This window comes from Microcoleus sp. T2B6 (assembly GCF_036700475.1).
Lineage (GTDB): Bacteria > Cyanobacteriota > Cyanobacteriia > Cyanobacteriales > Microcoleaceae > Microcoleus.
Genome location: NZ_JAUBOZ010000063.1, coordinates 1 through 18,422, shown reverse-complemented (window position 1 = coordinate 18,422; position 18,422 = coordinate 1). Strand labels below are relative to the sequence as shown.

Sequence of the window (18,422 nt, the reverse complement as noted above, 5' to 3'; positions counted from 1 at the left end):
TCTTCAATGCTTCAAATCTCAAATCTCAAATCTCAAATCTCAAATCTCAAATCTCAAATCGATTAACCAGCCCTCGGATATATCCGTAATATCATGTCCGATGGATTAAGCATAATATCCCGGTCGGGGCGGGTTTTTGAGATTGTCAATTATTGGCAGGTATTGTTGGTGAACCCGCCCCTACAACAATCGCGATCCCTCGACCGGAAATGATATGAGGTCGCTTTCTTCAATTCTTCAATCCTTCAATTCTTTAAATCTAAAATCTAAAATCTAAAATCTAAAATCGATTGGTTTGTTCCCTCTTCCTTTAGACAGGAGACACCTGGGCTATAAATGCGCTACTGTGTTGCCAATATTTTGATGAGGAAAAAAGGCCGTGGTTCCCTTACGCGATGAAAATCCCATTACTATCACTCCCTATGTCACCTACGGGCTGGTTGCCGCAAACATATTAGTATTTTTGTACGAACTCAGTTTGGGCGATCGACAATTAACGCAATTCTTCTACTCTTGGGCCGTAATTCCTTGCCAGTTAAGCAATATGTGTCGGGTTGCTCTGCCAGCTTCGCCATTTCCCGAATGGACGACACTAATTAGCTCCCAATTCCTGCACGCAGGCTTTCTTCACATTGCCGGAAATATGTTATTTTTGTGGATTTTTGGCAACAACGTAGAAGACCGTTTAGGACACGTCAAATTTATAGTATTTTACCTTACTTGCGGCGTTTTAGCATCACTAACTCAGTGGTTTTTCTCCTCAGCATCTGCCATTCCGTCCCTAGGTGCTAGCGGCGCGATCGCAGGCGTGATGGGAGCTTACATTCTCAGATATCCCCAAGCTAAAGTTCTGACACTCCTGCCATTGGGAATTTTTATTACCACCGTCAGAGTCCCCGCTTTCTTCTTTCTAGGATTTTGGTTTGCACAGCAAGCATTGAGCGGGCTGGCTTCCTTGAATGCCCCGGCAAGTGTCGGCATGGAATCCGGGGGAGTTGCCTACTGGGCCCACGCCGGTGGCTTTGTTTTCGGCGCTATTCTCGGCCCTTTGTTGGGACTTTTTTCTGAAGATAATCAGATTTAATTTTTCACCGCAGATGAACGCAAATTAACGCAGATAAACTGCCAAGGAAATCGGCGCTTATCTGCGTTTATCTGTGGTTTCATGTCATGTCCGATCGATTAACCATAATATCCCGGTCGGGGCGGGTTTTTGAGATTGTCCATTGTTGGCAGGTAAGGATTCAGGTAAAAATAGTTCCGCAGAGAGCCGAACAATATGGTAATGTAGTCAGATGAGCGAAAAGTCAGAGTTATCAGCAGCACTAAAATTAGAAATGGTTGACCAGTTGAGCCACCAGGAGCTGGTCAAAATTGTGCTCACCCAACAGAAGCTGATTGAAAAATTACAACAAAAGCTCGAAAAGCTCCAAGAGAGACAGCCCAGTAATAGTAAAACATCATAAAAACCACCATCGAGCGATCTGATACAGAAATCAGAGACAGCCAAAGTTGACAATTCAAAAGAATCAGAGTCAGAGTCAGAGTCCCAGGGTAAACGCATCTTAATTTCAACCTAAAACATGATAAGATGAAGTATTGGGCTAAATCAAGTGCGTAATTAGGTGCGATCGATGGCGAAAGGGTTTACTTCGACTTTAACTGCCCAACAAAAAACAATAGGTGTATCGAACCCGACACACTTATTGAACGCTTGTTTTTTAAACCATTTTGGAACCTTGACCGATCCAAGAATAGAAAGAAGTAAACAGCATTTATTAATAGATATTGTAGCAATTGCGATTCTAGCTGTCCAGACGCGGTGCAGATGGATGGGAAGCAATAGAACTCTATGGAACAACCAAATATGAATGGCTGAAAGGTTTTCTAGAACTGCCGAATGGAATTCCTTCTCATGATACATTTAGTCTCCTTCTTTGCTCGAATTGAACCGCAGCATTTTCAAGAGTGTTTTTTGAGTTGGATAAATTCAATAACCCAAAAGTTGGAGCTAGAAGTCCTAGCCATAGATGGCAAAACAATGAAACAATCTTATGACCGGAATCACAGCCAAAAACCATTGCATATAGTCAGTGCATGGTCTTCATCCCATCAATTAGTTTTAGGGCAAAAAAAGTCAATAAGAAATCTAACGAAGTGACGGCAATTCCGGCTTTGTTAGAGGTGCTAGAAATTGCTGGAAGCATAATAACCATCAATGCTTTGGGATGTCAGAAAGAAATAGCAGCGCTCATAATTAAGAAGAAAGGAGATTATCTTTTAGCGCTAAAAGGGAATCAAAAACTTCTTCATGAAGACGTAAAAAACGGGTTTGAATTAGCTAGAAAAGAAGAGTTTGGTGGCAGAGAGCATAGCTATTATCAACAAATAGAAGCCGGGCATCATCGAGTTGAAAAAAGACAAATTTGGACGGTGGCAGTCTCAGAGCTTCCATCTCTTCATAATCAATCATTATGGGCTGGATTGAAAACGGTTGTGATGATCGTAAGTGAAAGACGTTTGTGGAATAAAACAACCACAGAAGTTGGCTTTTATTTGAGTAGTTTAGCCAGTAATGCCGAGAAGATTTCTCAAGCAATCCGCAGTCATTGGGGTATTGAAAATAGCTTACATTGGACATGGGATGTTACTTTTTGTGAAGACAAGAGTCGGATTCGTAAAGATAATTTTCCTGAAAACTTTGCTCTTCTACGTCGCGAGTGCCATCAATTTACTGAAACAAGAAAAAGGATTTAAAGGAAGTTTAAAAATGAAGCGGTATCTGGCGGGAATGGATAATAATTATTTAGTCCAAATCTTAAACTCTGCCAGTTAACGCTAGAAAACTCAAACAGATTCCCGATCTAAATTGATTCAGCTTCGAGAATTTAGAAGTTCTTAAAGCTCGATTTTTACTGGGTTAATTCCATCGGATTTAAGAGTTTTAAGAAGGATTTTTCCCGAACAAGACTCACGCACAAATATGATTTTCTGTCAACTTAATTTAGATGCGTTTACCCGGGAGTTGTAATTAAAGCTTCTCCAACGTAAGCTTTATCTCCCTTAAATATGAGTTGAGGGTCAAACCGTGAGCGTTCTTCTCGGAATAAAGTTATATCGCTTTTAGGTCCAGGTTTCCCTGCCACAACATCAACGATATCTCTACCATCTGGCATGACAATTATTTGACTTTTAAATGTATGATTACTCTTCTTGCCTGAAAAGTATTTTTCTTGTTCATCCTGAGTTCCAGGTCTCTCTCTGACTTGTTCGTAGGTATCTACTATTAATTCATATTCTGTGAGTATTTCCTTGACTATTTCATAGTCAGCAGCGTTTTTTTTACTTGTTCAAGTAAGCTACATGGTAGCAATTCTCGCAATTGAGGCAACCAATAGTTAAATGTATCATTAGCTGTAGACTCACTTACTCCAAACTGGATGCCCAGAAGTTGAAATGTTGTCATATGTCTCAGATAGACCAATGTTAAAATTATTTGTTCGCGAGCGAGATAGTTTGGGTTTTCTACCGCCTCCACCAGCGATAATTCTAACTTTCTTTGATTCTAGTAAAGCTTGTTTTTCATGATGTAATCGTTCCGCGTTTAGGATTAATTGTTGTAACTGCTCATAATCCAGACCCATTAATCGCTGTGTTTCTTTAGGATGCTCTTCAATATGATTGAGTATGTCGCTCATGTTTCTGTGTCAAAAAAGCTTTATGATGTGATATTACCACGAACTGTTACTATTTTGGAGATGTCTAATTCGTTTGAGTAACTTTGTCAGTCCTTTTTTCTTGTAATTAAATCCAGAACCTAAGTCTTGAATTGTTTCAAATTGCCAGCCGTTAGCAGCACTAAACGATTCCCAAACAGCAGCTTGACGCTTTAAATCATCTTTTTTGTCATGACTGGAAACTCTGGCATAGTTGATAGTAATTCGCTCATCTGCCTGGTTCAAGTCTCTGGGAACGATTCGCTTGATATCCGCAAGATAAGTAGTAGTTCCGAATTAATTACACAATATTTCTACTGAAACCCTTGCCTAGCAAGGAGTTTTTATGTAATTAATTTTGTGTGGTTACTTAGAATCGTCTCTGTCCAGTGGGGGAGCGTTCAAACCTAATTTTTCCTGCATCAGTCCAGCGTCTTAGTGTTTTTGTCGAGATACCTAATTCCTTAGCCGCCTCTCCAATTGAAAGTGTCACGTCTGATTGAGTCTCCAAGGTTGCTTACCTCTAATAATACAACTCAATAGTTACCCAATCAGGAAAGAATGTTAAGCTATGTCTAAAAAAATCATCCAGCATCCACCCCTTTGTTGAAAGCGATGAGCGAGCGATTATTGGGTCGTGGAAAGGTCAAAATGCAGGTTATTGGTGCTTTGATGCGGAAATTGGTGCATTTGGCTTTTGGGATTTTAAAGTCCCAAAAGCCTTTCGACCCTAATTAAGTACCTACACAAAATTAATTACACATCCGACTTTGTTACTCTTTAGAGGTATCAAGGGTTTCAAGTCAACTCAGTCGGCAATTAATTTTGTTTACCTACTTATTTGACTGCTACCCCTTGACAGGTCAAGACAGTATCTACAAATTTGTCCGCGATTTTACCATGTAGGGGCGGGTTCGCCAAAATTTTTGACACCCATCAACAAATTATATAAACCCGCCCCCACCCCACCAACAAATTGTATAAACCCTCCCCACTACGCCAATAAACGATCTAAACTGACCTCAGAATTGGCAGATATTTTTAACCTATTTTCGCACAGCTTCCAGCAAGCGAGAATAGTAAAAGCTAGTGCTAGTCATCGCTGTTCTGTTAATCACAAAACCGTTGTTTTCTAGGATTTTGATAATATCAGCTTCGCGGTGCTGGTAAGCGCGGGTAGTTTTGCTCGGACCGGGGAAAAGTTCGCCAAATTTTTTGAGGGCGGTGAGTGCTAAAGTTTTGGGGGCAAAACTGATAATTAGTCGCGATTGGGCGATCGAACTTAGGTGAGCAATCATTTCCGCAGCCTTATCTTGAGGATAGTGGATCAGCACGTCCAAACAAATAACAGTGTGAAATTTGCCGGTTAAAGCTTCCAAATCTTGGGCGGCGAAGGAGATGTTGTAGAGCTTGCCGGGAACTGCTGTCGATCGAGCGTAGGCTTCTGCTACCATCTTTTCAGAGATATCGCTAGCGCAAACAATCGCCCCAGCCTCAGCCAGAGGAATACTCAGAGATCCCACACCGCAGCCGGCATCGCAGACACAAAGCCCGGGTAAATTGCCGTCAGCTTGCAGCCATTCGATGACTGTATCCACCGTTTTCTGGTGCCCGGTGCGGATGTCTAGCTGAACTTTATTGACTTTGCCGTCGCCGTAAATTCGCTGCCACCGATCGAATCCCGTCGAGTTAAAATACTGTCTAACTATAGTCTTGTCGTCTACCAAATTCATCGATCTGCCTGCTGCTGAGTGATTGCCAACGGTTAAATATTATAAAGCCGCAGCGACAGTTATTGTTGACCGAAAGTAATTTAATCCGGGGCCCCCGGATTTATCAGTGGGCTAAGTTCTTCAATTTTAAATCTAAAATCTAAAATCTAAAATCTAAAATCGATTGACACTCCCCACCCAATTAAATTGAGTTAAATTTACTTATACGGGCGATCGCAACTCGAACAATCCCGAATTGACAAACTAATTCCATAAAAACCGAGTTCAGCCGATCGCACATTCGAGCGAGAATTTTAATCAGCCCTAAATTAAAAAAATATGGTGCTACAAGATCATTTCCGCCCGCCGCTGTCGGTTGGCCCTCACTGGCACGCCTTTCACAACGCCTGGGCGACTTACATTGCATCGGATTTGAATGCCAAATTACCCGCAAATTACTTTGCCGAACCCAACGTGCAGTTTGGGATTGAAATTGATGTAGCAGCTTTTGAGGAACCTCTACCGGAGTTTGATTGTCCAGAGACGGTAATTCGTTTGCCAATAGATTTCCCAAACAATTGGATGTCACCCCCAGCCCAAAGCGTGCCTTTTCTAACTGCGGCCCAAACGGTGCAAGTCAGTATTTTTAACACTGAAGCCTGCCCGGTATTAGCCGGTGCAATTGAATTAGTAAGTCCTGCCAACAAAGTTCGTTCTACTCATCGCGGTGCTTTTGTTTCTAAGTGCGAGACGTATTTGCGCCAGGGAATTGGGTTGGTAATAGTTGATGTTTTGACACTCCCCGTGCTAAAGCAGCGGGGATTCTCCGGAAATTAATCCGGATATCCTTTTTTCTGGATAACCGCTTTCTACATTAGATAACTGCGAGTTAACCGATAAATTAAGGTTCCTAGGCTCAACCCACTTAGGGATTGATATTTCCAAAGGCGTTACTTTCCCGCAGTCCGCAGGTAGTCTTTTTTGATTACGCGGAAATGATAAACCGCTTTTCTTGGCTATTTTCCTAGAGGCTCCTGTATCAGCGTGTTCAGCATAACCACAGGCGCGACACACGAACTTTTCTCCGTCTCGGTTGCCTTTCTCTGTATGTCCACATTTAGGACACTCTTGAGAAGTGTGTCGGGGGTTAACTGCAAATACAGGCTTGCCAGACTTCGCAGCTAGCCACGCTATTTTTCCAAAAATATCCCCCCAAGCACAATCTAGGATTCTTTTATTAAGTCCACTCTTGGCAGCAGCACCATTCTTCCTATAACCTCCTTTTCCATCGTGCGATTGTTTGGCGCGTTTAACCATGTTGGTTATTTTTAGGTTTTCTTGCGCTACAGCATCAGCCGTTTTAACTATCTTATCGGCCGCTTTCCAGTTATATCCGTCTCTTTTTTGGGTTAGCTTGTGTTGGGTTTGAGACAGCTTGAACTGTGCTTTTTTCCTGTTGCTAGAGCCTTTTTGCTTGCGACTTGCAGCACGATTTCTTATCGCTAATCGTCGAGCTGTTCTAGAGTTTGTTGCAACAGCTATATTCTCAATAAAGCTACCATCTGAAAGGGACACAAGCTTGTTTATTCCTACATCTATCCCAACAACTGACTTAGGTTCGATAAGTTCTGGCAGTCTCACTCCGTCGTCAAGCAGTACACTGATGTACCAATATGTCCCTTTTTGCTTGACGGTTACAGTTCGGATTTCTACATTGAATGGAAAACTTCTGCTATTGAAGTATTTCATCCAACCAATACCAGGAAGATAAACTCGGTTGTTTTCAAACTTGCAACGCCCCGGTTTGTACTCGAAGGTCTTGAAATTTGAGGCTTTTCGGTAAGCCGGAAAGCCTCTTTTATGACTCCAAAAACCTGCAAACGCAGTATCTAGTTTAGCCAGGTTTCGCTGCAACACATCTGAATCAATACGGCTGTACCACTCGTTTTCTTTTCTTAACTCAGTAGTTCTCTTACTTTGAATACCCCCAGCGCTATCCCAACACAGACCTAGCTTTTTACTGGTCTTGGTTAATGTTGCAGACATAACGCCATGCTTGACAACCGGACAACTAAGAGGACACACAGCACCAACTTCTAAACGGGTGTCTATTTCGCAATAAGACCCAAAAGCATAGCTCCGAGGCGTTTCAACATTTCTGTTGTTAGTCTCCCAGCCGCGCTCAGCGTTCTCTGAGACAATAATTACGGTGCTTACGCAGTGTTATAAGCCATTGGGCCATGAGCGCGGCTTGCTCTTTGTTTGGTTTTAACTTGTAGTTCCAGCGTTGCATTGTTTTTACCTCCTTGCTATATTGTACACATAAACTGAGTACACATCGTGGAAGTTATGGAAAAAGATAAGAGATTGCATATACGCATCAGTTCTCAAGAAGCTGAAATTCTTGCGCGTTACTGTACAAAGACAATGCGCTCTCAATCAGACGTACTCAGAGGGTTGATTAGGAAACTGGAAAATCAATAAAAAGCCGTCGTAGAACGACGGGGCTTCAGACCCAGTTTTTTGGTGACGGGAAGGAAGGCAAATCTTCATAATGAATTGTTAGCCCGTATGAATTGTTAGCCCGTCTGGCGGGAGGAAGCGCTTCGCCCTTCGACGCTGAACTCTATGCTACAGCTTATCGACCGATCGAGCGAGACGGCAACCAATGCCTCGATATTTGGCAGGAAAAACTGGCTGTGGGCTGCGAGCTCCCTGTTTTACCGCTGTGGCTGCGCGGCGAGATTTGCTTGGCTGTGGAATTAAATCATATTTACGATCGAACTTGCCGAGAACACCGAATTGCTAGCAGCGCTTAGCATCAGGGCTCTTCGTCCTCACTACGAACTCTACTGCGCGAGAAACTAATGGCATGGAAACTAAATGGAACTACTTAAAACAACCGATGCCAAGCCAATTCTTTTGTCGCAGCATTTAAATTCCAGCGCAACAATTGACTTGCCGATTTGCCAATAATTCCCGAAAGTCCGATCGCCTTTCTTGGAGATTCAGTTGCCAGGGCGATCGCACTTTCGGCATCGCAAATCCCCCACTCCACCAAATTCTGTACTCCCGCCAACAGCGGCAGAGTAGTACCTGCCAAAGTAGCACATTCCAGGGCCGAGTGATAATCTAATCTTACCCAAGCTGTACCTTTTCTGACTTCAATTTGTCGGGAATCCCAAGGATAAACACCGTCAGGCAAACCCAAAGGAGCCAAAGCATCGCTCACTAAAAAAACGCCTTTTTGATACCTACCAGCGCGTAGCAAAAAATCAATCATTGTCGGAGAAACGTGTTTCCCGTCAGCAATTAAACCGCATTTTACCCCCGGATAAACAATCGCCGCTCCCAACAAACCCGGTTCTCTGTGGTGCAAACTCGGCATCGCATTAAAAGCGTGAGTTACCATTGAAGCCCCCCGCTCAAATGCTTGCTGTGCTTGCTCTGCCGTCGCTTGGGAGTGTCCGAGACTGACGGAAATTCCCAAACTTTGCAAATAGGAAATGACTTCGCCAGTGCTGTCTAACTCCGGCGCTAAAGTAATTATTTTGACAATATCGGCACAATCTCCTAAAACTTGCTTGACATTTTCTATAGTTAGCGGTAACAAAAACTCAACTGGGTGAGCGCCTCGCTTCTGGGGGTTGAGAAAAGGGCCTTCGAGGTGAACTCCAATAATTTCCGCTGTTTTGGGTTCAATTGTTGCGGGGGCAGCGGTTTGTACAGTGCGGATATAATCAGCTATAGTTGAGAGCGATCGCCTAAACTTATCCACGGAAGTTGTCACCAAAGTCGGCAAAAAAGCATCTACTCCCTGATTCCACAAAAATTGACAAATTTTCGGCAAAATTTCAATATGCTTGCTTTCTAAATCGGGAAAAGCAAAACCCAGGGCGCCGTTAATCTGCAAGTCAACACCGCCCAGAGAAAGCCAATCGCCTGCTACATCAAGCACGTGCAAATGGGGAGGACAAATCCGTTTAAATACGGCGTCCATCGGCAAAACTTCTTGAATGATTCCCGTTTCGTCAACAGCAAGCATCTGCAAATCCTTGCAACCGGGGATGCGAACATTGAGAATATCTGTGGGGGCGGCAGTTGGGGTTGTGGCTTCAGTCATCCGATTTTAGATTTTAGATTTTAGATTTTAGATTTAATATTCGCTACGGATAAGTCCGGTGGCTGGCGATCGGGAGGGGGAGCTTTTTGCTTTTTGCTGGCTCTAGGGCTGCTCAGACGGGGGCTTGTGGCAAAATTGCTTTGAAGGGTCAGTTTTGGTACAAAATATCTAAATTTGAGTTAACGCAATCATTTAAAATTAGCATTTATCTGAAATCTCAAATCTGAAAATTTTATGAATCAAGCGACAGTTGGAATTATCATGGGTAGCGATTCGGATTTGCCAACCATGAAAGATGCGATCGCAGTTTGCGAAGAATTCAACGTTGCTTGCTCCGTAGCGATCGTCTCGGCGCACCGTACCCCCTCGCGCATGGTGGAATATGCCCAAACCGCTCACCAACGAGGCTTGAAAGTCATTATCGCAGGTGCCGGGGGAGCGGCGCACCTCCCAGGTATGGTAGCATCTTTAACCCCCTTGCCCGTAATTGGCGTGCCCGTACCGAGTCGCCACCTGCAAGGGGTAGATTCGCTGTACTCGATCGTGCAAATGCCAGCCGGGATACCCGTAGCAACAGTGGGGATCGGCAACGCCAAGAATGCTGGCTTGCTGGCAGTTCAGATACTGGCAGCTCATCAGCCAGAATTGCTAGAGCGAGTTTTGCATTACCGCAAAACTTTGTCCGAATCTGTACTGAAAAAACAAAATCTTCTAGAAGAGCTAGGCTATCATAACTATCTCAATCTCAACAAATAATCCATAAACTTTTGTAGTAAGATTGGAAAGTTTTCCGAATATTGCTGAGCTTACTAGCCGTAAAGAGGGTAAAAGTGATTAAAATGACTGTCGGAAAGAAAAAGTCAAAACCCGTCAGGCGGGAGTCTTTCAATTTGTCAGCAGCTAAATTTTTTACGAAAGTCAACAGGTTGAAGAAGTTACCACGGGCGATCGCCCGCCTCACTCCAAGTTGGCAAGCCTGTATACCTTTAGCTGCAATCATCGTCTTGGTGTGGGGATATGCGGCGGTAGCCCAAACAGCTCCCGCACCAACCACCGAGGAACAATTAGCAAGCCTTAAGGTGGGCATGGATACCATGTGGGTCATGGTGGCGGCGATGCTAGTGTTCTTTATGAACGCGGGTTTCTGTATGTTGGAAACCGGTTTTTGCCGCCAAAAAAATGCCGTCAACGTGCTGTCCAAAAACTTGATTGTTTTTGCGCTTTCTACGATCGCATATTGGGCGATCGGCTTTGCCTTAATGTTCAGTGACGGCAACGGTTTTATCGGCACCAGCGGCGGATTTTTCCTGTGGAACGTAGCTGACAACAGCCCCGCCACAGGAGAGGCTTATCAAGGCATTTTCGACTCGCTTAACTGGACGGGAGTGCCTCTTAACGCTAAATTCTTTTTCCAATTAGTTTTTGCGGGAACTGCTGCGACGATCGTTTCTGGAGCCGTTGCAGAGAGAATTAAATTCCTTGAATTCTTAATTTTCAGCTTGCTGCTAGTAGGCATTGCTTACCCAATTACCGGACACTGGATTTGGGGCGGCGGCTGGCTGGCAAAAGCAGGCTTCTGGGATTTTGCCGGTTCGACAGTGATTCACTCGGTAGGCGGTTGGGCTGCTTTGATGGGAGCGGCATTTTTGGGGCCGCGGATCGGCAAGTACCGCGACGGCGATACTGTGGCGATGCCGGGACACAATATGAGCATTGCCACCCTGGGCTGTTTGATTCTGTGGTTGGGCTGGTTCGGGTTCAATCCCGGTTCGACAATGGCAGTCGATCCAAATGCGATCGCCCACATTGCGCTCACCACCAACACCGCCGGTGCCTTCGGGGGAGCTGCTGCAACCATTACTGCTTGGCTGTACCTGGGCAAACCCGACCTTTCGATGATTATCAACGGCATCCTCGCCGGCTTAGTCGGCGTAACAGCGAGCTGCGCTTGGATCAACTTGCCCAACTCTGCCATAATCGGCACGATCGCCGGTATCCTGGTAGTTTTCGCAGTAACTTTCTTCGACAACTTGAAAATTGACGACCCTGTAGGCGCAACTTCAGTTCACTTAGTCTGCGGCATCTGGGGAACTCTGGCAGTTGGCTTATTTGCTGACGGGCCTACAACTGGACTTTATACCGCAGGCCCGGCAGCCGGATTGCTCGTGGGCGGAGGGTTCGGTCAACTCTGGGCGCAGTTGGTCGGCATTATCTCTGTAGGCGGGATGACCGTGCTGCTGACTACGATTTTTTGGATGGCACTCAAAGCTTTGCTGGGTATCCGCGTTTCTGCTTTAGAGGAGGCTGAAGGTTTGGATATCGGCGAACACGGGATGGAAGCTTACACCGGGTTTGTGAAGGAAACGAGCTTGGATAACAGAAGTGAGAGCGGCTACGGCGTTTATGGTGGGGGTTCTGGTGGGAGGCCTAACAAAATGTAGAGCGTGCGAAGAGATCGATCAATTCAGCTTTCGTGTCCTAAATTAGCTATTTATCAGCTAATTCACCCCTTTATTCAGAAACACCCGAATCTGAAATACCCGCCAACTTATGGCTGTCTATCGTTGTGCTCGCGTTTCAATATTCGATACGAACGCGGGCATATTTTTATTGTTAGTTTACGTTTAATGGCGTACATATAGCAGTTTTCGATTGCCTGAGATGTGCGCCATTAATTGGTAATTGATAATGGGGAAATGGGAATTGAGAATCTGTAAATCACGAGCGTTGAAAACTGGTGTATTGGTTAGAGTTGATCGCCAATTGCCTTAAGTTCTTCAACGAGGCGCTTGTTCTTGACATTCCTCCTGCCATCAAGGCGGGCGGAGACAATAGCGATTATTTCTAGTATATCTTTAGCTAAATCCTCGTCACAGCTAGCATTTTCGGTTTGATTTATAATCACTACCTCTGTCCCAAAGTGTTCGCACAAATTAAAAATTAGTTCAGAACCAAGTCTCAGCAGTCTGTCTTTGTGAGTTAATACCAACCTTTCTACTTGATTGTCTGCGATCGCCCGAATTAGATGTTGTAAACCCCCCTTACTGTAATTAACCCCAGAACCTACATCCTCAATGATTTGGAATTGCCACCCCTGAGATGCACAAAACAATTCCAAAACTTGTTTTTGTCTGTCTAAATCATCTTTTTGGTTGTGGCTGCTAACCCGAGCGTAAGCTATGGTTAAAGCGCCGTTGGGTTTTAAGCCGAGAAGATGAGCTAGGTCATAGCGTCTGTGACCATTAGCGGTGCGTTCGGGTATTAGCTTGCCTTCGGCTTCCCACCTGCGTAAGGTGGAAGCGCTCACACCTTTAATTTTGGCTGCTTCAGTTATAGTTAATTTTTTCATTTTTGGATTTTAGCATCAGAAATGGGTAATTTCGGTAAGTTTTAGATATATTTATGTCCCCGTCTGCCGGTTGGACAAGTCCGATTTATGGCAAGAAAGTTTGGTAGGCAGATTTTTTATGGTAAAGTAGTGCGAAAAAGCAAAGTTCTGCATCGCCGCCCTTGCCCAACACAGCACAGTGCTTGATTATTACAAGAATTGAGGCTTTAATTGAGCGGTAAAATTTGATGCAGCAATCAGTGCAAATTATTCGGTGTGATGGCTGCAAATAGCTTGAGTTTATGGAGAAGTTTGGAGGAGGTAGCAGAAGTAGAACTCATAAATCCCTCTTAGGGATGGAAGTTAGCCGATCGAAAACTGTTCCGGTTTGGGCTTTGCTATCTTTGGTGACGAACGGGGTACTGATACTTACAGTAGCTCAACTACTGCTGCGGGGAAACAACTTGACAGAACGCTTCCAGGCGAATGATGCGGTGACGGCAGAAGTGGCCCAGGAACAAATAGACCAACCGGCAATCTCTGCAAAGGCAGTGCTAGACGTGCCCGTTCCCGGGCCGCGACATAAATGGACGTACCAGCAGTGGGTGACGCAGTTGGGTCGCGAAGCTGAGGCGGCGGCGGCGAATCGACCCTCAAGACTGAGTGTTTTGGCTGGGGATTCTCTGAGTATGTGGTTTCCGACCAAGCTGTTACCAGCCGATCGAATTTGGCTGAATCAAGGAATTTCGGGGGAGACTTCGGTGGGTTTGCTGAAGCGGTTGCAGTTGTTCGATCGAACTGCGCCGGATACAGTGTTTGTGATGATCGGGATTAACGATTTGTTGCGGGGGGCCAGCGACGAAGGGATTTTGGACAACCAGCGGCAGATTATTCGCGATTTGCGGTGGGCGCACCCCAAAGCACAAGTAGTTGTGCAGTCGATTTTGCCCCACAGCGGGGAACAAGCTACTTGGGAAAATCGCGATCGGCTGTTGGCAATTCCTAACAGTCGGATTCGGGCAATAAATCGACGGCTGAAAGAAATAGCTAGTTCGGAAAATGTTTTGTATCTGAATTTGTACCCGCTGTTTGCAGATGCTGACGGCAATTTGCCAACTGAACTGAGCACAGATGGCTTGCACCTTAACGATCAAGGTTATCTGGTTTGGCGATCGGCCCTGCAACTGTTCGATCAGATGCAGTTGAAAAATGAGTCATGAGTTATTAGTCAGTAGTCAGTAGTCAGTAGTCAGTAGTCAGTAGTCAGTAGTCAGTAGTCAGTAGTCAGTAGTCATTAGTCATTAGTCAGTAGTCAGTAGTCATTAGTCATTAGTCATTAGTCATTAGTCATTAGTCATTAGTCATTAGTCATTAGTCAGTAGTCATTAGTCAACAGTCAACAGTCAACAGTCAACAGTCAACAGTCAACAGTCATGAGTCATTAGTCATTAGTCATGAGTCATTAGTCATTAGTCATTAGTCCTTAGTCCTTAGTCATTAGTCCTTAGTCCTTAGTCCTTAGTTATTAGTTATTAGTCCTTAGTCCTTAGTCCTTAGTCCTTAGTCCTTAGTCATTAGTCATTAGTCCTTAGTTATTAGTTATTAGTTATTAGTCCTTAGTTATTAGTTAGAAAGATCAAGGATGAAGTCATATTCTCCCCAACTCTCCCCCTCTCCGATTACTCTGCTATCACTGGCTATGTCAAGTATCGACTGATAGATTAAGAAATATGATACTTAGCTATTTAGTATAGGGTGATACAGAATAACTGTTTGTACAAATGGTGCAATCCAAAAGGCATAGACCATTAGATTGATAGTTGACGAATTTAGATGAGCCCGGCTATACGAAGCCGGGGGGTTGAGGATTGGGGAATTATCTATTGAAGATTTGTTCCGCTAAAACAGGGACTTAAAACCAAATAACTATTGCATCTAAAATCCTCGCATCTAAAATCGGCTCGGTCTTCCCGGAAAATTGCTGAGTATGAGAAGGTACAACTAACGTGATCAAAAAAAGTTTAACGATCGGCATCCTCGCGCTGTGGCTGTTAAGCGTACCGCTAACGGACAATGCCTTAGCTCAAGATGCTGCAGGTGCCGCTGCTGCGGTGGCGCCGAATCCGATCAACAGCGGCGATACGGCCTGGATGTTGGTTTCCTCAGCACTGGTATTGCTGATGACACCTGGGCTGGCGTTTTTCTACGGGGGACTGGTGCGATCGCGCAACGTCCTCAACACCATGATGATGAGCTTGGTGATGATGGGAACGATCGGCGTCACCTGGACGTTGTGGGGGTACAGTTTAGCCTTTGACGTTTCCACTCCAGTATCCGAAGGGTTTGGTAAAGGGATCGAAAGCTTCATTGGCGGCTTCGACTGGATGTTCTTGAACAAGGTGACGGCGGACACACCAGACCCGATCGGCTACGCACCGACCATACCCCACCAAGTCTTCATGGTTTACCAGATGATGTTCGCCATCATCACTCCAGCATTGATCTCAGGGGCGATCGTCGAAAGGGTAACATTTAAAGCCTATTTCTGGTTCGTGCTGCTGTGGTCTACCTTCATCTACTCTCCTTTAGCCCACTGGGTTTGGGGTAGAGGCTGGCTGGCGGCGATCGGATCTCTGGACTTTGCCGGCGGCACAGTCGTACACATTAGTTCCGGTGTTTCTGCCGTTGTCGCAGCTTGGATGATCGGGCCCCGCAAAGACCACTTGAACAAGCCCCACACCCCTCACAACGTACCCTACGTCTTGCTGGGAATTGGGATGCTGTGGTTTGGCTGGTTTGGCTTCAACGGCGGTAGCGCTTTGGGATCTGGTTCTTTAGCAACAGTGGCTTTTGTCACCACGATGATTTCTGCTGCAGCCGGCGGTTTAACTTGGACAATTGTGGAATGGGTGCTCAGAGGCAAACCGACAGCAGTGGGAATTGCTAGCGGTTTCCTCGCGGGATTGGTGGGAATCACACCTGCTGCTGGATTCGTGCTTCCAGTGGGAGCGCTTTTGATCGGATCGATTACTTCGGTTTGCTGCTTCTTTGCCGTTAGTTGGCGGGCTAAGCTGGGATTTGACGACTCTTTGGATACCTTCCCGGTTCACGGCGTAGGCGGAACTGTGGGCGCGATTCTGACTGGCTTATTTGCGACTAAAGCCGTTAACGCAGCCGGAAATAACGGGCTGTTTGCCGGGAATCCGGGGCTAATCGTCACCCAGTTTGTAGGCGTTCTAGCTACTTACCTGTTTGCGGCTGTCGGCACTTTTGTGATCCTGAAAATTTTGGAACAGTTTATGGAACTGCGAGTGCCCTCATCTGCTGAAGACCAAGGTTTGGATATCGGCCAGCACGGGGAAGAAGCTTACGGTGAGGATTTCGCCGGCGGTTTCAGTTCGTTTGAATCGAGTTCTCCTTTTGCGCCGAAGAAGGTTTAAAGCTAATTTTCTGAATAAGTTCGATCGTGCAGAGACTCAGCAATCTTGGTCTCTGCAATTTTTTTAAGTTTTTTTTAACGAACCGCGAAGGCGCGAAGAGCGCGAAGAAGGAAGAGGAAGAAGGGTTAAGATGAGAGAATTATGCGTTTGATGCCTTCTTTGAGGATCGGAACGTTGAAGTTGATCAGAAGGCCTAGGGTGTTTTTGGTCATTTTAAGATAGGAGATAACTTGGGCTTCATGGATGGGAGCTAGCTTTTCGACAGCTTTTAATTCGACAATGAGGATATCGCCAACCAGAAAGTCTAATTGACCTTCGCCCACTGGATAACCTTTGTAAGTGATTGCTACTGGCTTTTTAGGGTGACAAGCTATCCCCCGCATCCGAAATTCAACTTCTAAGGATTCCTGATACACTGATTCTAAAAATCCTGGCCCCAAAAGCCGATGCACCTCAATAGCCGCCCCAATCACTCTATAAGCCAACTGTTCTAGCTGTTCGCCCAATTGTCTCATTCTTCTTTCTTCTTCCTTCGCGTCCTTCGCGTCTTCGCGGTTCATTCCTTCTTCCCTCTCATGTGTCGATCATATAAATAGCATATCCCCTCTTCGCTACTGAACCAATAAGCCCGATCGCACCCCAGGCATTCTAAAATCAAAGGTAATTAACCTAGATTTCAACTCGATACCGCATGGATACTAAAGCTTTTAAACGATCGCTCCAACAGTCGGAAAACTACCACCGCAAGGGTTTTGGACACGAAGCTGAGGTAGCTGGGGTAATGCAGACGGCTTATCAAAGCAGTCTGATCCAGCAAATTCGCGACAATAATTACAGGCTGGAACGCGGCGCAGTTACAATCCGGCTGGCTCAGGCTTTTGGCTTTTGCTGGGGGGTGGAACGCGCTGTAGCTATTGCTTACGAGACTCGCCAGCATTTCCCCTCGGAACGGATTTGGATTACTAATGAGATTATTCATAATCCGTCTGTCAATGAGCATTTGCGGGATATGGAAGTTGGTTTTATTGCTGTTGAGAATGGGCAGAAAAATTTTTCTGTTGTCGATAGTGGCGATGTGGTAATTTTACCTGCTTTTGGAGCGAGCGTACAAGAAATGCAGTTGCTTAATGATAAGGGCTGTAAGATTGTTGATACTACTTGTCCTTGGGTTTCTAAGGTTTGGAATACTGTTGAAAAGCACAAAAAAAAGGATTACACTTCGATTATTCACGGTCAGTATAAGCATGAGGAAACTGTTGCTACGAGTTCTTTTGCTGATAAGTATTTGATTGTGCTCAATTGGCACGAAGCTGAATATGTCAGCAATTATATCTTGCACGGGGGCGATCGCGCTGAGTTTCTGGCTAAGTTTAGTAAGGCTTATTCTGCTGGTTTTGACCCGGATCGGGATTTAGAAATGGTGGGGATTGCTAACCAAACTACTATGCTCAAAACTGAGACCGAGAATATTGGCAAGTTGTTTGAAAAAACGATGATGCGGAAGTTCGGGCCGGAGAATTTGAACGAGCATTTTTTGAGTTTTAATACTATCTGCGATGCGACTCAGGAACGGCAAGATGCTATGTTGAGTTTGGTTGAGGAAAAGTTGGATTTGATGCTGGTGATTGGGGGTTTTAATTCTTCTAATACTACCCATTTGCAGGAAATTGCGATCGACAAAACTGTTCCTTCTTATCACATTGATTGTGCGGAGCGCATTTTACCGGGAAATCGGATCGAACACAAGCCTTTGGGGGGAGATTTGGTCGTAACTGAAGGTTGGCTACCGGATGGTAAAATTGTAGTCGGCGTGACTTCGGGTGCTTCTACGCCTGATAAGGTTGTTGAAGATGCGATCGATCGCATTTTCGCGATGAAAGCGGCTGCGATTGTGTAACTATATTGTTTCGGCACTGCACTCGGAATCATAATTCTCTCAGTTAATTTTCTCAGTGCAGGGCGAGTGTCTCTTTGCGAGTGCGATCGAGACGCTCGCTCGTAAAAAGATATAATTCCGATGTTAAACTATAGCCTTTCGAGCTCTCATATGAGGTACTCATGGGCATAGGGCATAGGGCATAGGGCATAGGGCATAGGGCATAG

18 protein-coding genes and 2 pseudogenes are annotated in these 18,422 nt (G+C 45.1%); 10 read left to right on the top strand and 10 right to left on the bottom strand.

Annotated features, from left to right (window positions below; all coding sequences use genetic code 11):
- Nucleotides 1-379 precede the first annotated feature (379 nt).
- The 3 genes and pseudogenes from QUA00_RS23830 to QUA00_RS23820 all read left to right on the top strand — a co-directional run bounded on the left by QUA00_RS23830 (nt 380) and on the right by QUA00_RS23820 (nt 2,836).
- A complete protein-coding gene (locus QUA00_RS23830; protein ID WP_333411319.1) occupies nt 380-1,084 on the top strand; it encodes a rhomboid family intramembrane serine protease in 705 nt (234 codons plus the stop codon).
- A gap of 211 nt (nt 1,085-1,295) precedes the next feature.
- Nucleotides 1,296-1,466 carry a hypothetical protein gene (locus QUA00_RS23825; protein WP_333144438.1) on the top strand — a complete coding sequence of 57 codons (171 nt, stop codon included), beginning with the start codon at nt 1,296-1,298 and terminating at the stop codon, nt 1,464-1,466.
- 168 nt (nt 1,467-1,634) lie between these two features.
- Nucleotides 1,635-2,836 (top strand): annotated as a pseudogene (locus QUA00_RS23820) (ISAs1 family transposase).
- A gap of 178 nt (nt 2,837-3,014) precedes the next feature.
- On the opposite strand, the gene QUA00_RS23815 reads toward QUA00_RS23820, so the two are convergent.
- From QUA00_RS23815 to bchM, 5 genes and pseudogenes are all read right to left on the bottom strand, one after another.
- Entirely contained in the window at nt 3,015-3,287 is a 273-nt protein-coding gene (locus tag QUA00_RS23815) for a transposase family protein (RefSeq protein ID WP_333411332.1), read from the bottom strand.
- A gap of 29 nt (nt 3,288-3,316) precedes the next feature.
- Nucleotides 3,317-3,466, bottom strand: coding sequence for a transposase family protein (locus QUA00_RS23810; RefSeq protein ID WP_333411331.1), 150 nt, complete (start codon nt 3,464-3,466; stop codon nt 3,317-3,319).
- On the bottom strand, nt 3,423-3,698 hold the full coding sequence (locus QUA00_RS23805) for a hypothetical protein (RefSeq protein WP_333144436.1): 276 nt from the start codon (nt 3,696-3,698) through the stop codon (nt 3,423-3,425). Before QUA00_RS23805 ends, QUA00_RS23810 begins: the two co-directional genes overlap by 44 nt.
- 66 nt (nt 3,699-3,764) lie before the next feature.
- Nucleotides 3,765-4,227 (bottom strand): annotated as a pseudogene (locus QUA00_RS36925) (IS607 family transposase); the annotation flags it as partial.
- 535 nt (nt 4,228-4,762) lie between these two features.
- Nucleotides 4,763-5,449, bottom strand: a complete 687-nt coding sequence (gene bchM / locus QUA00_RS23790; RefSeq protein ID WP_333144434.1) for a magnesium protoporphyrin IX methyltransferase — start codon at nt 5,447-5,449, stop codon at nt 4,763-4,765.
- A gap of 318 nt (nt 5,450-5,767) precedes the next feature.
- Between bchM and QUA00_RS23785 the strand changes: the two genes are divergently transcribed.
- A complete protein-coding gene (locus QUA00_RS23785; RefSeq protein ID WP_333411318.1) occupies nt 5,768-6,265 on the top strand; it encodes a hypothetical protein in 498 nt (165 codons plus the stop codon).
- Here QUA00_RS23785 and QUA00_RS23780 read toward each other — a convergent pair.
- Both QUA00_RS23780 and QUA00_RS36920 read right to left on the bottom strand, forming a co-directional pair.
- Nucleotides 6,236-7,474 carry a transposase gene (locus QUA00_RS23780; RefSeq protein ID WP_333301334.1) on the bottom strand — a complete coding sequence of 413 codons (1,239 nt, stop codon included), beginning with the start codon at nt 7,472-7,474 and terminating at the stop codon, nt 6,236-6,238. The two genes, QUA00_RS23785 and QUA00_RS23780, sit on opposite strands and share 30 nt — an antisense overlap.
- A 136-nt stretch (nt 7,475-7,610) precedes the next feature.
- Entirely contained in the window at nt 7,611-7,721 is a 111-nt protein-coding gene (locus tag QUA00_RS36920) for a helix-turn-helix domain-containing protein (RefSeq protein WP_445251082.1), read from the bottom strand.
- Nucleotides 7,722-8,004: 283 nt separating this feature from the next.
- Between QUA00_RS36920 and QUA00_RS23775 the strand changes: the two genes are divergently transcribed.
- Complete coding sequence (locus QUA00_RS23775) at nt 8,005-8,247, top strand: hypothetical protein (protein WP_333411317.1); 243 nt, start codon at nt 8,005-8,007, stop codon at nt 8,245-8,247.
- Nucleotides 8,248-8,321: 74 nt separating this feature from the next.
- Here QUA00_RS23775 and nagA read toward each other — a convergent pair whose 3' ends face one another.
- A complete protein-coding gene (gene nagA / locus QUA00_RS23770; protein WP_333411316.1) occupies nt 8,322-9,551 on the bottom strand; it encodes an N-acetylglucosamine-6-phosphate deacetylase in 1,230 nt (409 codons plus the stop codon).
- Between the two features lie 234 nt (nt 9,552-9,785).
- On the opposite strand from nagA, the gene purE reads away from it, so the two are divergent.
- Complete coding sequence (gene purE / locus QUA00_RS23765) at nt 9,786-10,307, top strand: 5-(carboxyamino)imidazole ribonucleotide mutase (protein ID WP_333411315.1); 522 nt, start codon at nt 9,786-9,788, stop codon at nt 10,305-10,307.
- A gap of 83 nt (nt 10,308-10,390) precedes the next feature.
- Nucleotides 10,391-11,992 (top strand): ammonium transporter, encoded by a 1,602-nt coding sequence (locus tag QUA00_RS23760; RefSeq protein ID WP_333411314.1) that lies wholly within the window; start codon nt 10,391-10,393, stop codon nt 11,990-11,992.
- A gap of 305 nt (nt 11,993-12,297) precedes the next feature.
- Here QUA00_RS23760 and QUA00_RS23755 read toward each other — a convergent pair whose 3' ends face one another.
- Nucleotides 12,298-12,900, bottom strand: coding sequence for an IS607 family transposase (locus QUA00_RS23755; protein WP_333144509.1), 603 nt, complete (start codon nt 12,898-12,900; stop codon nt 12,298-12,300).
- A 281-nt stretch (nt 12,901-13,181) separates the two neighbouring features.
- Between QUA00_RS23755 and QUA00_RS23750 the strand changes: the two genes are divergently transcribed.
- Both QUA00_RS23750 and QUA00_RS23745 read left to right on the top strand, forming a co-directional pair.
- Nucleotides 13,182-14,099, top strand: a complete 918-nt coding sequence (locus tag QUA00_RS23750) for an SGNH/GDSL hydrolase family protein (RefSeq protein ID WP_333411313.1) — start codon at nt 13,182-13,184, stop codon at nt 14,097-14,099.
- A 786-nt stretch (nt 14,100-14,885) separates the two neighbouring features.
- Complete coding sequence (locus QUA00_RS23745) at nt 14,886-16,319, top strand: ammonium transporter (protein ID WP_333411312.1); 1,434 nt, start codon at nt 14,886-14,888, stop codon at nt 16,317-16,319.
- A gap of 125 nt (nt 16,320-16,444) precedes the next feature.
- Here QUA00_RS23745 and QUA00_RS23740 read toward each other — a convergent pair whose 3' ends face one another.
- Nucleotides 16,445-16,879: a GxxExxY protein gene (locus QUA00_RS23740; RefSeq protein WP_333144506.1), complete on the bottom strand. Its 435-nt coding sequence runs from the start codon at nt 16,877-16,879 to the stop codon at nt 16,445-16,447.
- A 131-nt stretch (nt 16,880-17,010) separates the two neighbouring features.
- On the opposite strand from QUA00_RS23740, the gene QUA00_RS23735 reads away from it, so the two are divergent.
- Nucleotides 17,011-18,216 (top strand): 4-hydroxy-3-methylbut-2-enyl diphosphate reductase, encoded by a 1,206-nt coding sequence (locus tag QUA00_RS23735; RefSeq protein WP_333411311.1) that lies wholly within the window; start codon nt 17,011-17,013, stop codon nt 18,214-18,216.
- Nucleotides 18,217-18,422: the final 206 nt, after the last annotated feature.